This is a genomic window from Stenotrophomonas sp. 05L413 (assembly GCF_056397945.1).
This window is the reverse complement of sequence record NZ_JBFTOL010000008.1, coordinates 17,812-31,899: the sequence shown is the minus strand read 5'-3', so window position 1 is coordinate 31,899 and position 14,088 is coordinate 17,812. Positions and strand designations below refer to the sequence as shown.

Below are 14,088 nucleotides of genomic sequence, written 5' to 3'. Positions count from 1 at the left end.
ACAGGTGTCCTGTCGTCGCGCCAACGGCAGCGGACAGGAGCGGTGGGCGCGCTGCGCCCACCGCGGGCCTGGATCAGGCCTGGGCTTCGCCAGCGGCCGGAGCGTCGGCCGCCGGAGCTTCAGCGGCCGGAGCGGCAGCAGCAGGAGCAGCAGCCTTCTTGGCCGGCGCGCGGCGGGCCGGCTTGGCTTCTTCGCCAGCAGCGGCTTCGCTGAACTCTTCTTCGCGGACGGTGGCGGCGTGCGGCGCAGCAGCCTTGCCTTCCAGCACGGCGTCGGCAGCGGCGCGGGCGTACAGCTGCACAGCGCGGATGGCGTCGTCGTTGCCCGGGATCGCATAATCGACCAGTTCCGGGTTGTAATTGGTATCGACAACAGCGATCACCGGGATGCCGAGCTTCTTGGCTTCCTTGATGGCGATGTCTTCGTGGCCGATATCGATGACGAAGATCGCGTCGGGCAGACGGTTCATGTCCTTGATGCCGCCCAGCGAGGCTTCCAGCTTGTCGCGCTCGCGACGCAGGCCCAGCACTTCGTGCTTGACCAGCTTGTCGAAGCTGCCGTCGGTCTCACCGGCTTCCAGTTCCTTCAGGCGGGCAACCGACTGCTTCACGGTACGGAAGTTGGTCAGGGTGCCGCCCAGCCAACGCTGGTTCATGAAGGGCATGCCGCAACGCTCGGCTTCTTCACGGATCGACTCGCGGGCGCTGCGCTTGGTGCCCAGGAAGAGGATGGTGCCGCGCTTCTGCGCAACGCTGGAAATGAAGTTCATCGCGTCATTGAAGAGCGGAACGGTCTTTTCCAGGTTGATGATGTGGATCTTGCCGCGGGCGCCGAAGATGTACTGGCCCATCTTGGGGTTCCAGTAACGGGTCTGGTGGCCGAAATGGACGCCGGCTTCCAGCATCTGACGCATGGTGACCTGGGGCATTGCAGTAACTCCTGATAGGGAACCGGCCGCCACGGGTAATAGTTGGGCGGTCCGCCGTGAGGCGGGAGGTTCCGGGGTTTGGCTTCCCTGTCGCTTCCGTGACCGAACTCCTTGCGGAGCACCCCGGCACGGATATGGGCGGCAGGTGTGGATTCACCGGTGACGTCCGGTGTTGACGTGTTCCCTGCTTCGATGAGGCAGGAGATCCGGTCGATTATAGCCCGGCCTGGGCCGGGGCTGCAATCTCGGGCGCGGCGGCGGGCAGGGCAGCCTCTGCTGCGTGGTCCAGGCGGGCCTGGAAGTGGCCGCCAACATACTGATCGGGGCGGAAGGGAAGCGCCCAGGTCCGCGTCTGGCGGGGCAGCACATAGCCGGCAAGGCCCGCTATCACCGCCTGGCGGGCCCCAGTGCGGTCGACGAACACCAGGTCGGCCACGTGGGCGTGGCGCGCGCCACCATTGTAAAGCTGCACGTGCGCGGCCAGGCCCGGCTGGAGCCGTGCCTGCAGTGCCGGTGCCACTGCGGGTGCTTGAAGCGGGTCCAGGAACACCGGCAACGAGTAGCGTGGGGCCGTCGCCGCAGGCAGCGCCGGATCCGGGCTGATGACCAGCCGATACGCCTGTTGGACCTGTTCGGGGGCGGCGCCGAGCCGGACCACGCGCAGGCGCTGCCGCTGGCCGGGCGCGATGTCCAGTACGGACGGGCTCAGCGCCACGTCCTCGGCCGGCTGCAGGCGCTCGTCGTTTTCTTCCTGTTCCCAGCGATACAGCCGGGCCTGGCCGGACCATCGCACCGGATCGGGGTTGTCCAGCCACAGATCGACGTCGGCCTGCCCGGCAGGCAGCAGCACGCGGGTGGTGGAAAGCTGCACGGCCCTCGCATCGGCTGCAGGCAGGGCCAGGGCCAGGGCAAGTGCGGCAAGCCCGCGCATCAGTAGGTCACCGTAGCCCGGTCAGGCCGGTCGCCGCGGAGCAGTTCCACCGGGGTCAACGCCTGCACCTGCATGGGCACCGGCGTGGGAGCATCGCTGCGCTGGTGCGGCATCGCGCAGTCCGGCCGCGCCCCGCGCAGGGCCGTGGTCGTGCAGTCGGCCACGATGCGGAGCTGGATGCGCAGGCCGCCCTGCGACTGCGCGGTGGCGGGCAATGCCGTGAATCCGGCGAGCAGGAGCAGGCAGGCCGGGGCAGGGGGGAGCCGTCTCAGGATCATCGAACATCGCAGGAAAGGGGCCTGCCCATTATCGGCCAGGCTGCCGCCGGTCTTGAGGGCGACGCGGGATCAGTAGGTAATGTTCACCGTGATCACATCGTTGTAGCTGCCCTGGGCCGGCAGGCTGCCGGAGGTGGGCGGCGCCCGCCCGTACACCGTCAGCGTCTGGGTGCCGCCGGTGCCGGTGCCGGGGACGGTGTCCACCCCGATGGTGTTGCCCCAGCGCTGGCTGCGGCCACTGTCGCGGTACAGCTCGTAGGCAATGAAGTAGCTCGGATTGGTGGCGTGCTGCATGCGCCGGGTGGTCGTTCCGAGCACGTGCTGGCCGTTGTCCAGGCCGATGGTGTACGCGGTGCGGTTGATGCAGGTCAGGCCGATGGTCGAGGTGCGGTCGATGTTGCCGGTAATGGCGCCGGCATTGCTGCCGAAGTCCATATCGGTGGTGACATACGTACTGCATTGCGGCAGGACGTTGGCAGTGACCGTGAACGGGAAGCCGGAGGCAACGGTCTTGTTGCCGGTCGCGCCGCCGCCGGCCGGGGTCGTGCAGGCGGGCGGTGGTGAGGCGGTACCGAGCAGTACTTCGTTGTAGGCGAAGCGAACCGTGGTGTCGGCGGCGGCGAAGCTGCTGCTGAAGCTTCCTGCGGAGAGCGTCTGCCCGGCCGGAACCTGGCCATAGATGGTGACGGTGACCGTGCCGCTGCCGCCGGTCAGCAACGGCACGTTGTAGTTGAGGTCGATCACCTGCGCGCCCGGGTTGCTGCCCGGGGTCAGCCCCCAGATCGTGCTGCGGGTGGAATTGGTATACAGCTGGAACGCCATGGTGTCGGTCGTGGCGTTGCGCAGGCTGCGCGTGGGCTGGGTGGCGCTGCCGCCGCTGCCGTTGCCGATGCCCAGGCAGGCGCGCACCGACGCGGTCGCCAGCAGGCTCAGGGCGGCCGTGCTGCAGGTGATGGTGAAAGTAGTGGTGGTGTTGGTGACGCTGGCAGACCCGTTGGTGATGGTTCCGAACGCGAGGGTGACCGGGGTGGTGACCACGCAGTTGGTGTCGGCATGCGCGGAGCGGCTGCCGAACAGGGCCAGCGCGGCCACCAGCAGCAGGGCGAGCGCGCGGATCACGGCGATGGCCCGGCGATGCAGCGCAGCGGCCCCAGTCGGCGCGGATGCGGCTCGCTGGGGCTGGGGGGCTCCAGGGCCACCGTGCATGGGCCGCGCGCGGTATCGATCCGCAGGGTGAGCGGTAGGGTCACGTCCTCCAGGTAGGTCTGGCCGTCGTAACCGACGATCGCCGTGCGCGCCCCAGCCAGGTGGACCACGCTGCCGGGTGCCAGCGGCTGGCCGCTGTCATCGTGCAGTACAAGGGTGAGGGGGTGGGTGCGGCGCAGGCCGAAATCCACGCCGATTCCGGCGCTCTGGCGCGGCGTGACCCAGCGGTCGACCTCGGCGGCGCGGATGTCTGCCGGCAGGTCCAGGGTGTCGATCGAGAGCCGGTTGCGCTGCCAGGACAGCAACGGCGTCACCAGCAGCAGGCCGTTGTGGTCGGTGCTGCCGATCAGGCGGTTTTCCAGCCGTACCGGTACCCCGGCGAACCTGCCGGTGGAGACCACGGCGAACGCATCGGGCACTTCGCGTGCGGCGAACACGTGCCCCCCCATCCAGACCAGGCTGCCGCTGGCGCTGGCATAGCCGTAATCGGTGTCGCCCTGGCGCGAGTACCCCAGTGCGTAGCGTCCGACCCGGTTGAGCCAGCCCACTTCACCCAGGCCGCCGCCGCCATCGTCGCCGCCGCGCGCCTGCAGGCGCCAACCGACCCCGCCCTGGCTGCCGTCGCCGGGCACCGGCTGGGACACGTCGGCCACGTAGGTGGTGTTCTCGCCGTTGCGCTGGGTGGACAGGCTGGCCTGGCGGTTGCGCCCAAGCGCGGCCGACAGCGACAGGTAGATGCTGCGATCGTTGCTCTCGTCCAGGTTCTGGTTGACCGACAGGTACGTGGACCAGCGGCGTCCGAGGTTGGCCGACCAGAACAGGCTGGCGTAACGGTTGTCCTCACCATCGCGGTAGCGCAGGCGCAGGTAGCTGGCACTGATCGCCCCGGCCGCGTCCAGGTTCACGCCCAGCGTGGCCTGTTCGCTGATCTGCGCAGGCAGGCTGTCCTGCAGTGCACCCAGGTCACGATAGTCGCCGTGGGTGCGTCGGCTGGACAGGTTGACGTTGAATCGGCGGTTGTTCCAGCTGTACCCCAGCCCGTACTGGCCGCCGTCGCGGCCGTCCCGGCGGCTGTGAACGTAGGCGGCATTGAACACCCCGGCGGCGCCCAGCAGCCACCAGCCGCCAGCGCCGGCATTGCGCACGCCGCCACCGCCCTCGGCATGCAGTTCGGCGGTGAACCGGTCGCTGACGCCGTAACGCCAAGTGCCGCTTCCCACGGTCTGCGCCTCGTAGGCGAACGAGCGGATGCCATAGTCCCGGCGCATGCGTCCCACGCCCAGCGACCAGTCCGACAGGCCCTGCGCCAGCAACTGCTGGGTGCCGTAGAAGGCGAAGTCCAGTGTCTGCATGCGGCCGAATGCATCGGTGATCACCACCTGGGCATTGCCGGTGCCGTTGATGCCCGGCTGTGCGGCCAGCTGGAACGGTCCGACCGGCACCTGGCCGTTGTACTGGCGCAATCCGTCGACATACAGCTCGACGTTGGAAGGCACCACCGCTTCGCCGAGGAAGGTCGGGGTCGGGGTCAGCAGGCGATACGGCTGCAGGCCATAGTTGCGTCCAATCTGGATGCCGCCCATCCGCACCGGCCGGCTCCAGTCGACGAAGCCACTGTAGAAATCGCCGACGGTCAGGGTCAGCGCTGCGTCGGGGAAATCCAGTTGCCAATGGGTGTCCAGGCGCACGCTGTCGGTCCGCCAGCCTTGCCGGGGAACCTCGTAGATGCGCTGCACAGTGCTGTTCTCCAGCACGCCATTGCCGAGCCCGAACAGCCGCAGTTCGCTTGTGAGTGCCAGGTTGCCGCCGGCCTCACTGTGGCTGCCATAAACGTCGTAGTTGAGGAGTGCTCCGGGTGAGGCGGAGGCATGCGGGGTAGTTTCCTGTGCCCGCTCGAGCCGGGTGGTCGGCAGTGCGAGCTGGTCCAGTGGCACGTCCAGCGCGAGGGTCTGCAGGGAGGCGTCGTAGCGCAGCACCACGCCGGCCAGACGGTCCAGTGGCACCGCCGCGTCGCCCTGCGCGGGGAAGCCGAGCTGGCGCAGCGTGGCCGGCGCGGCGAACAGCCGCCCCAGTTCCTGGGTGAAGGGAAGCAGGCCACGCGGCGCGCGATTGAGGGTCACGTCCAGGTACAGGGTCTGCGGCGCGGTCAACGGGGTCGGTGCCGGCAGCACGGCGTCGCCCGACGCGCCCGAGGCCTCCAGGCCGATCTCCGCGGCGTGCATCGTCCAAGGCAGCAGGCTGGCGCTGAGCAGCATCCGCGCGCAGGCCTCAGCGAGCCGGTGGCGCGACGGGCAGTGGTGTCTGGGCCGACTCACCATTGATCCTGGCCATGAAGGTAGCTCCCGCCAGGCGGGTTGCCGAAAGCTCCAGCGGCCAGCGCATGGACTGGCCGCCAAGGACGTAGCCCAGCAGGCCCGGATGTACGGTCTGCGGGCGCTCCGGAGTGCCGATGGCGAGGTCGGCCAACTGCGCGTACGCGCCGCCGTCGTTGCTTACTTCCAGTGCCGGGCGGCCATCATCCAGGGTGATCTGCCGTGCCCGCAGCTTGGCAGGGGCGGCCTGGACGGGTTGGACGAAGACCGGCAGCGAGTAGCGCAGCACGAACTGCATGCCGGTCCGGTTCGGATCCAGCGTCGGCAGTTCGTCGACAATCACCCGGTAGGCCAGCTGTCCTGCCGGGGCCTGCGAGTCGCTGCGCACCACCCGCACCAGCTGCTGTTGGCCAGCGGCAAGGGACTGCATCGGCGGGCTGACCTGCAGGTCGTCGGTCGGGGTCAGCTGGTCCTGGCCTCCTTGCTGGCTCCATCGGTAGACCCGCACCTGCACCTGCACCGGTGCGGTGCCGCTGTTGCTGATCCACAGCGCGTCGGCGTTCTGTCGAGGCCCCAGCTGCAGCCCGGTCGGTGCCACCTGAAGGCTGGCGGCCGGGACGGTGCCGATGGAGAGGGCAGACAGGACGCAGGCCAGTCCCAGGCGCCGCCGGAGGCGGGCCCGTGCGGTCATTGGCATGGGCTGCCCTCAGTAGGAAATGGTAGCGGTGACCGTATCCTGGTAATTACCCGTCGCGGCATTGTTGACGCTCGGGTTGGCGATCTGGCCGTACACCGTGTAGGGCACGGCCAAGCCAGTGCCGATCCCGGCCACCGTGTTGGTGCCGGTCGTGGCGCCCCAGACGTTGGCGTGGCCGGCATCCTGGTAGAGCTGGTAGCCCACGAAGTTGTTGGCGGTGACCGCGGCGTTGGTGTTCTTCATGCGCCGGGTGGTCACGTCGTTGGCGGTGCCAGCGTTGGAACCGGCGTTCAAGGCGATCGTGTAGGGGGTCAGCGCCGAGCATTGCGCGGTGATGGTGCCCTGCGCGTTGGACGGGGTAGTGGCCGTGGACAGGGCCGAACCGAAGTCGACGTCCGTGGCGGCTGCAGCGGTGATCGTGCAGGCCTTGGTGATGATGATCTTGACGTTGAAGGTGGTGGTATCGGCCGCCAGGGCGGGCGCAGCGAGGCTGGCAAGGGCCAGGCTCAACAGGGCAGGGCGGAGAAATCGCATGGGCATGCTCCTTGGACGCGGGTCCTTGCTGAACAACACGATGCTGCCGAACGGTGACGCGATGGAACGGTGTTGATCCGGTTATAGGTTTGGTCTTGTAGGTAACCCGTGAGATTTGGGCGATTCGATGGCCGTTTTCGGCATGAACATGCGATTTGAGACGTCCATCTCATTCATTCATCGACCTGACTGAACTTGCGCCCAAACCGCGGCTGTCGGTGTTCCACCCGATCCCGTTCAGATTGGCCCCGGATCGGCGATAATGGGCCCCATGAGCGTGAATCTGAAAACCCCCGAGGAAATCGAACTGATGCGCATCGCCGGCCGTCTGGCCAGCGAAGTGCTCGACATCGTCACCCCCCACGTCAAGCCGGGCGTGACGACCGAAGAGCTGGACCGCATCTGCCATGACCACATCATCAATGTGCAGAAGGCGACGCCGGCCAATGTCGGCTACCGCGGCTTCCCCAAGACGGTCTGCACGTCGGTCAACAACGTGATCTGCCACGGCATCCCCAGCGAAGCCAAGGTCCTCAAGGACGGCGACATCGTCAACATCGATGTGACCGTGATCAAGGATGGCTGGCACGGCGATACCAGCCGCATGTACTACGTCGGCACGCCGTCGGTCATGGCCAAGCGCCTGGTCGATGCGACCTACGAAGCGATGTGGCGCGGCATCCGCGCGGTCAAGCCGGGCGCGACGCTGGGTGACATCGGCCATGCGATCCAGAGCTATGCCGAAGCCGAGCGCTTCAGCGTGGTGCGCGAGTACTGCGGCCATGGCATCGGCAAGGTCTACCACGACGAACCGCAGGTGGTGCATTACGGCCGCCCCGGCCAGGGCCTGGTGCTGCAGCCCGGCATGACCTTCACCATCGAGCCGATGATCAACGAGGGCACCCGCTACAACAAGGTGCTGCCCGATGGCTGGACCGTGGTCACCAAGGACCGCAAGTTGTCGGCGCAGTGGGAGCACATGGTCGCGGTCACCGAGACCGGCGTCGACGTGCTGACCCTTTCGCCCGGCGAATCGCAGGTCTGAGCATGCTGCCGGCGAGCCCGATGCTGGACGCGCCGGCCGATTCCGTCGCCGACCCGGACTGGGCGGCGTTGGCGCGCCAGTCGCTGCAACAGACCGACGCGCGGCTGTACCGCCGCTTCGACCAGGGCGACAACATCGAACGCCTGCTCGCCCTGCGCGCACGCGCGGCCGATCACCTGATCCGGCTGGCCTGGCATCGCTGCCTGCCCGCCGGTTCGGGAATGGCGCTGTTCGCGGTGGGCGGCTACGGGCGCGGCGAGTTGTTCCCGCGCTCGGATATCGACGTGCTGGTGCTCGGTGCGCCCGAGCAGCAGCGTCGGCACGAGTCAGGGCTGGCACGCTTCTTCGCCCTGCTCTGGGATTGCGGCCTGCCGGTCAGCCACGCGGTGCGATCGGCGGCCGAATGCACCCAGGCCAGCGCCGATCAGACGGTGCTGACCGCGCTGATCGAGTCGCGCCCGGTCGTTGCCGATGACACGGCCCGCCAGGCATTGAAGGCAGCCGTGAACGTGGAGGGCCTGTGGCCGCCACGCGAGTTCTTCCTCGCCAAGCGCGAAGAGCTGCTGGCCCGCCATCAGCGCTTTGGCGACACGGCGGACAATCTCGAGCCGGACATCAAGGACGGCCCCGGCGGGCTGCGCGATCTCAATACGCTGGGCTGGATGGCACTGCGTGCGTTCGGCGTGCGCGATCTGGAAGCGCTGGTCGGCCTCGGCCATCTCGGCCCGGATGAAGCGGCCGCGCTCAAGCGCGAACGCTGCGCGCTGGCACGGCTGCGTTTCGGCCTGCACCTGGTCGCCAACCGGCCCGAAGAGCGCCTGCGCTTCGATTACCAGAAAACACTCGCTGCGCGCCTGGGTTTCGAAGACGACATCGAAAGCCTGGCCGTGGAAAAAATGATGCAGGGGTTCTACCGCAGCGCCACCGTGGTACGCCGGATCAGTGACCGCCTGCTGCAGCGCTTCGAGGAACAGTTCGATGGCGAAGCGGTGCCCGAGCCGGTGAGTGTCGGTTTCTCGCTGCGCCGCGGTTACCTCGCCGCCAATGATCCCGCGTGGCCGCAGGGCGACATCGAGCAGGTATTCGCGCTGTTCTCCAGCTGGGCCTACAACCCGGATGTGCGCGGCCTGCATTCGCTGACCGCCCGCGCGCTGGCCGAGGCGTTGCCGGAGCTGGCGGCGTATACCGATGCCAGTGCCGCGGCACGCGAACAGTTCCTGGCGCTGCTGCGCAGCCCGCGCGCGGTCGATACCCTGGCGCGGATGGCACGCCTGGGCGTGCTCGGCCAGTGGATCCCCGCGTTCGCGCAGGTCTCCGGGCGCATGCAGTTCGATCTGTTCCATGTCTACACCGTGGACCAGCACACGCTGATGGTGCTGCGGAACATCGGCCTGTTCGCCAGCAGCCGCGCGGATGAGCGCTTCTCGATCGCGCATGAAGTGTGGCCGCGCCTGCGCAAGCCGGAGCTGCTGCTGCTGGCGGGCCTGTTCCATGACATCGCCAAGGGCCGCGGCGGCGATCACTCCGAACTCGGTGCGGTGGACGCCCGCGAATTCTGCCAGGCGCTGGCGCTGAGCAGTTCCGATACGGAGCTGGTGGCCTGGCTGGTCGAGCAGCATCTGCGCATGTCGGTTACCGCGCAGAAGCAGGACATTTCCGATCCGGACGTGATCCATCGCTTCGCCACCCTGGTGGGCAGCCGCGACCGGCTCGATTACCTGTATCTGCTGACCTGTGCGGATATCGCCGGGACCAGCCCCAAGCTGTGGAATGCGTGGAAGGACCGTTTGCTGGCCGACCTGTATTTCGCCGCGCGCCGCGCGCTGCGCGACGGGCTGGAGAACCAGATGCCGGCCGCCGAGCGGGTCGCCGAAGCGCGCGAATCGGTGCGCCAGCTGGTGCGCGAGCGCGGCTACGACGATGCCACCATCGAGCGCCAGTTCACCGTGATGCCCGATGAGAGCTTCATCCGGCTGCGGCCCGAACAGCTCGCCTGGCAGGCGGCCGCGCTGGTGCCGATCAAGCAGGGCCAGACCCTGGTCAAGGTGCGCCGGATCACCCCGGACGACCACGCGCTGGAGGTGTTCGTGCACTCGCCGGATCGCGACGGCCTGTTCGCGGCGATCGTGATGACGCTGGACCGCAAGGGCTACGGCATCCATCGCGCGCGTGTGCTGGACGGCCCGGTCGACACCATTTTCGATACCTTCGAAGTGACCCCGGCCGACAGCTTTGCCGATGGCGATGCGCTGCGCCTGGAGGCTGGCCTGCGTGAGGCGCTGGCCGGCGATCTGACCCGGCTGCGCCCGTCGCGCCGTGTCATTCCGCGCCAGCTGCGGCACTTCCGTTTCGCCCCACGCATCGAGTTCCGCGATGTCACCGATGGCCAGACCACCAGTACCCGTTTCAGCCTCGTCGCACCCGACCGCCCCGGCCTGCTGGCCGACGTGGCGTTCGTGCTGCGCAACCAGCGGCTGCGCGTGCATGATGCGCGCATCGCCACGTTCGGCGAGCGCGCCGAAGATATGTTCGTGATCAGCGATGAGCATGATCACGCCCTGACCGAATCCGCCAGGCAGCAGCTGCAAGACGCGATGCTCGCCTGCCTGGACCCTGATCGAAACGCCGGAGACCCCCACTGATGGCCACCAAGCCTGCCAAGAAGACTGCCGCGAAGACCGCGGCGGCCAAGACCCCTGCTGCCGCGCCTGCGGTAAAGAAGACTGCTGCCGCAGCGAAAAAGGCGGCACCCGCAGTGAAGAAGGCTGCCGTGAAGAAGGCGCCGGCCCGCAAGGTTGCCGCCACGCCGGCCGAGAGCGCCGCCAAGCGCAGTGCCAGCCGTGATGCCACCATCGCGCGCAAGTCGCTGCGCAAGCCGGCCACGCCGGGCGTGGAAGAGCTCAAGTTCGGCATCGAGAGCGCGTTCGAGCGCCGTGCCACGCTGACCCTGCACGAGATCGAAGGCTCGACCAAGCCGCTGGTCGGCCGCGTCATCGATGGCCTGGAAACCGGTGAATTCCGCGTTGCCGAGCCCGACGGCCACGGTGGCTGGAAGGTCAACGAATGGCTGAAGAAGGCCGTGCTGTTGTACTTCCGCGTCAACGACATGGCCGTGGTCGATGCGCGCCCGGCGCCGTTCTGGGACAAAGTCGAATCGCGTTTTGCCGGCTTCGATGAAGCCAAGTTCCGCCGCGCCGGCGTGCGCGTGGTGCCCGGTGCGATCGCGCGTCGTGGCAGCTACTTCGGCAAGGACGTGGTGCTGATGCCGAGCTTCACCAACATCGGCGCCTACGTGGGCGAGGGCACCATGGTCGACACCTGGGCCACGGTGGGTTCGTGCGCGCAGATCGGCAAGCACTGCCACCTGTCCGGCGGCGCCGGTATCGGTGGCGTGCTGGAGCCGCTGCAGGCCAGCCCGACCATCATTGAAGACCATTGCTTCATCGGTGCGCGTTCGGAAGTGGTGGAAGGCTTCGTGGTCGGCCATCACAGCGTGATCGGCATGGGCGTGTTCCTTGGCCAGAGCACGCGGGTCTACAACCGCGCCACCGGCGAGATCAGCTACGGTTCGGTACCGCCGTACAGCGTGGTGGTGTCCGGCCAGCTGCCGTCCAAGGACGGCTCGCACTCGCTGTACTGCGCCGTGATCGTCAAGCAGGTCGATGCCAAGACCCGCAGCAAGACCAGCGTCAACGAGCTGCTGCGCGGCCTGGCCGACTGAGCACGCCGCAGCCCGCGCTGGCGCAGGCGGCGCGCTACCGGCACCCGTTCGCGGGGTGGCCGGGACGCGCGCTGCAGCGACTGCTGGACTGCCCGCACCTGATCGCCGCCCGGCGCGCGCTCACCCGCGTGCTGCCGGTCCCGGCGTTGATCAGTGATGTGCGTGAGGTGGTGTACCTGAGCTGGTGGGTGGACGTGCGTCATGCGCCGCCGCCGCCGCCCGGGCATCGCCTGTTCGTGCATGACGGGCGCACGCCCTACACGATCCTGACCTACCGCCACGGCCATTTCGGGCCGGCGCTGGCGGGGCCGTTGCGTGGCCTGTTTCCGTCGCCGCTGCAGAGCAACTGGCGCTGGTATGTGGTGCCGGACGATGCAGCGGCCGGGGCCGCCACGCCGCGGGTCCTGTTCGACCGCAATGTGATCGACAGCGGGGTGTACGCAGTCGGTGCACGGCTGTGGAGCGACGCCATGCAGCCGCATCTGGCCGCGCGTTTCGAGCATGCCGTGGATGCCAACGGCGGGCACACCGTGATCGAGCCAGGGCAGGGCAGTGCGCCCGCACTGCAGGCGCAGTTGCGTCCGGCAACGGCCTTGGCGGCGGCGTGGGCGGCCGGGGCGTTCACCGATGCAGCGCAGGCCATGGCGTTCCTGGCCTGCCAGGAGGCCGCGTTCGCGGTCGCCCCGGATGGTCGGCTGGTCCTGACCCATATCGATCTGCCGATCACCCTGGCCGAGGTGCAGCCGCTGCGGCTGGAGGGGGCGGTGTGCTGCCCGCACCTGGCCGCGATGGGCGTCGATCTGGCCGATGCGTTCTGTTTCCGGGTGCCGCAGGTACCATTCCGGGTCGTGTCCGAACGCCTGTTGTGACATCCTCATGGCGTCCTTCCTGATCGATGCTGCACGCCGCGCCATGACCACCACTCTGTACGGATTGAAGAACTGCGACACCTGCAGGAAAGCCACCAAGTGGCTGGACCGTTTCCAGGTGCCGTACACCTTCGTCGACTACCGCGACCACACGCCGACGCCGGAGACCCTGATCGACTGGGCCGGCCAGGCCGGTGGCTTTCCTGCGTTGATCAACCGGTCCTCCACCACGTGGCGGCAACTGCCGGAGAACCGCAAAGCGGCCGACTCCGAGGCCGAATGGAAGCTGCTGCTGCGCGAGTACCCGCAGCTGATCAAGCGCCCGGTGGTGGTGAGCGCCGATGGCATGATGACGCAGGGCTTCTCGGACAACGGCTTCAAGCAGCGGTTCGGAGTGGGCGCGTGAACGATGTCGTTGCCTTGACCTGCGACCTGATCGCGCGTGCGTCGGTCACGCCCGAGGATGCCGGCTGCCAGGCACTGCTGGCCGGCCGTCTCGAGCGTGCGGGCTTCCACTGCGAACACCTGCGCCTGGGCGAGGTCGACAACCTGTGGGCCACACACGGGCAGGGCGCGCCGGTGCTGGTGCTGCTCGGGCATACCGATGTGGTGCCGACCGGCCCGGTCGCGGCCTGGACCAGTGATCCGTTCGATCCGCAGATCCGTGATGGCGTGCTGTACGGGCGTGGCGCGGCCGATATGAAAGGCAGTGTGGCCGCCTTCGTGGTGGCCGCCGAGCAGTTCGTGGCCGCCCATCCGGACCATCCCGGCACCTTGGCCGTGCTGCTGACCAGTGACGAGGAAGGCGATGCCATCGATGGTGTGCGTCGCGTGGCCGATATCTTCCGCGAACGCGGCCAGGCCATCGACTGGTGCATCACCGGTGAACCGTCTTCCACCGCGGTGCTCGGCGATCTGCTGCGCGTGGGCCGCCGCGGCAGCCTCTCGGCTACGCTGACGGTGAAGGGCGTGCAGGGCCATGTCGCGTATCCGGACAAGGCGCGCAATCCGATCCATCTGGCCGCCGCGGCACTGGCCGAACTGACCGCACGGCACTGGGATGATGGCTTCGAGAGCTTCCCGCCGACCAGCCTGCAGGTCTCCAACATCCATGCCGGCACCGGTGCCAACAATGTGATTCCCGGCGAGCTGCAGGTGTTGTTCAATCTGCGCTACAACCCGCACTGGAATGCGCCGGCGCTGGAGCAGGAGATCGCCGCGCTGCTGCAGCGTCATGCGCTCGAGTACACGCTCAAGTGGCATCGCAGTGGCGAGCCGTTCTACACCCCGGAAGGCACGCTGCGCCGTGTCGCGCGTGACGTGCTCGGTGAGTTTGCCGGTGCGCCGCCGGAAGAGAGCACCGGCGGTGGCACCTCCGATGCGCGCTTCATCGCGCCGCTGGGCGCGCAGTGCATCGAAGTGGGGCCGGTCAATGCGAGCATCCACCAGGTCGACGAAAACGTGCGCGTCGCGGACCTGGAGGCGCTGCCGGCGTTGTACCAGCGGTTGATCGAGCGTTTGCTCGCCTACCGCGTCAGGTAGCAACCGACCGTTGGTCGGTTCGCCA

The 14,088-nt window shown here is 68.1% G+C and carries 13 protein-coding genes; 6 read left to right on the top strand and 7 right to left on the bottom strand.

The annotated features are described in order from the left end of the window. Positions 1-73: 73 nt before the first annotated feature. The 7 genes from rpsB to AC1DIQ_RS17650 all read right to left on the bottom strand — a co-directional run bounded on the left by rpsB (position 74) and on the right by AC1DIQ_RS17650 (position 6,886). Positions 74-928: a 30S ribosomal protein S2 gene (rpsB, locus tag AC1DIQ_RS17680; protein WP_152151762.1), complete on the bottom strand. Its 855-nt coding sequence runs from the start codon at positions 926-928 to the stop codon at positions 74-76. A 214-nt stretch (positions 929-1,142) separates the two neighbouring features. Further along, positions 1,143-1,859, bottom strand: coding sequence for a fimbrial biogenesis chaperone (locus AC1DIQ_RS17675; protein ID WP_461770878.1), 717 nt, complete (start codon positions 1,857-1,859; stop codon positions 1,143-1,145). After that, positions 1,859-2,074, bottom strand: a complete 216-nt coding sequence (locus AC1DIQ_RS17670; protein WP_226956597.1) for a hypothetical protein — start codon at positions 2,072-2,074, stop codon at positions 1,859-1,861. Before AC1DIQ_RS17670 ends, AC1DIQ_RS17675 begins: the two co-directional genes overlap by 1 nt. 132 nt (positions 2,075-2,206) lie before the next feature. Further along, on the bottom strand, positions 2,207-3,253 hold the full coding sequence (locus AC1DIQ_RS17665; RefSeq protein ID WP_478050546.1) for a Csu type fimbrial protein: 1,047 nt from the start codon (positions 3,251-3,253) through the stop codon (positions 2,207-2,209). Beyond that, entirely contained in the window at positions 3,253-5,598 is a 2,346-nt protein-coding gene (locus AC1DIQ_RS17660; protein ID WP_461770942.1) for a fimbria/pilus outer membrane usher protein, read from the bottom strand. Before AC1DIQ_RS17660 ends, AC1DIQ_RS17665 begins: the two co-directional genes overlap by 1 nt. A gap of 13 nt (positions 5,599-5,611) precedes the next feature. Continuing rightward, entirely contained in the window at positions 5,612-6,352 is a 741-nt protein-coding gene (locus tag AC1DIQ_RS17655) for a fimbrial biogenesis chaperone (RefSeq protein ID WP_478050509.1), read from the bottom strand. A 9-nt stretch (positions 6,353-6,361) separates the two neighbouring features. Further along, on the bottom strand, positions 6,362-6,886 hold the full coding sequence (locus AC1DIQ_RS17650; RefSeq protein ID WP_121041502.1) for a Csu type fimbrial protein: 525 nt from the start codon (positions 6,884-6,886) through the stop codon (positions 6,362-6,364). Between the two features lie 271 nt (positions 6,887-7,157). Here AC1DIQ_RS17650 and map point away from each other — a divergent pair, with 271 nt between their 5' ends. From map to dapE, 6 genes are read left to right on the top strand one after another with little or no spacing between them, the layout of a single operon-like run. Beyond that, on the top strand, positions 7,158-7,931 hold the full coding sequence (gene map, locus AC1DIQ_RS17645; RefSeq protein ID WP_121041504.1) for a type I methionyl aminopeptidase: 774 nt from the start codon (positions 7,158-7,160) through the stop codon (positions 7,929-7,931). 20 nt (positions 7,932-7,951) lie between these two features. Then, positions 7,952-10,573, top strand: a complete 2,622-nt coding sequence (locus AC1DIQ_RS17640; RefSeq protein ID WP_478050545.1) for a [protein-PII] uridylyltransferase — start codon at positions 7,952-7,954, stop codon at positions 10,571-10,573. Further along, positions 10,573-11,652, top strand: a complete 1,080-nt coding sequence (dapD, locus tag AC1DIQ_RS17635; protein WP_152151772.1) for a 2,3,4,5-tetrahydropyridine-2,6-dicarboxylate N-succinyltransferase — start codon at positions 10,573-10,575, stop codon at positions 11,650-11,652. The genes AC1DIQ_RS17640 and dapD overlap by 1 nt, the downstream gene beginning before the upstream one ends. Next, positions 11,649-12,521: a hypothetical protein gene (locus tag AC1DIQ_RS17630; RefSeq protein WP_478050544.1), complete on the top strand. Its 873-nt coding sequence runs from the start codon at positions 11,649-11,651 to the stop codon at positions 12,519-12,521. The genes dapD and AC1DIQ_RS17630 overlap by 4 nt, the downstream gene beginning before the upstream one ends. A gap of 43 nt (positions 12,522-12,564) precedes the next feature. Then, on the top strand, positions 12,565-12,927 hold the full coding sequence (locus tag AC1DIQ_RS17625; protein ID WP_478050543.1) for an arsenate reductase: 363 nt from the start codon (positions 12,565-12,567) through the stop codon (positions 12,925-12,927). Continuing rightward, on the top strand, positions 12,924-14,063 hold the full coding sequence (gene dapE, locus AC1DIQ_RS17620; protein ID WP_478050508.1) for a succinyl-diaminopimelate desuccinylase: 1,140 nt from the start codon (positions 12,924-12,926) through the stop codon (positions 14,061-14,063). Before AC1DIQ_RS17625 ends, dapE begins: the two co-directional genes overlap by 4 nt. Positions 14,064-14,088 lie beyond the last annotated feature (25 nt).

Bases quoted from the DNA above. Each gene is read 5' to 3' on its own strand.
- AC1DIQ_RS17660 (WP_461770942.1), bottom strand. From the start codon at position 5,598: ATGCTGCTCAGCGCCAGCCTGCTGCCTTGGACGATGCACGCCGCGGAG.
- rpsB (WP_152151762.1), bottom strand. From the start codon at position 928: ATGCCCCAGGTCACCATGCGTCAGATGCTGGAAGCCGGCGTCCATTTC.
- AC1DIQ_RS17675 (WP_461770878.1), bottom strand. From the start codon at position 1,859: ATGCGCGGGCTTGCCGCACTTGCCCTGGCCCTGGCCCTGCCTGCAGCC.
- AC1DIQ_RS17655 (WP_478050509.1), bottom strand. From the start codon at position 6,352: ATGCCAATGACCGCACGGGCCCGCCTCCGGCGGCGCCTGGGACTGGCC.
- AC1DIQ_RS17640 (WP_478050545.1), top strand. From the start codon at position 7,952: ATGCTGGACGCGCCGGCCGATTCCGTCGCCGACCCGGACTGGGCGGCG.
- AC1DIQ_RS17650 (WP_121041502.1), bottom strand. From the start codon at position 6,886: ATGCGATTTCTCCGCCCTGCCCTGTTGAGCCTGGCCCTTGCCAGCCTC.
- map (WP_121041504.1), top strand. From the start codon at position 7,158: ATGAGCGTGAATCTGAAAACCCCCGAGGAAATCGAACTGATGCGCATC.
- dapD (WP_152151772.1), top strand. From the start codon at position 10,573: ATGGCCACCAAGCCTGCCAAGAAGACTGCCGCGAAGACCGCGGCGGCC.
- AC1DIQ_RS17625 (WP_478050543.1), top strand. From the start codon at position 12,565: ATGACCACCACTCTGTACGGATTGAAGAACTGCGACACCTGCAGGAAA.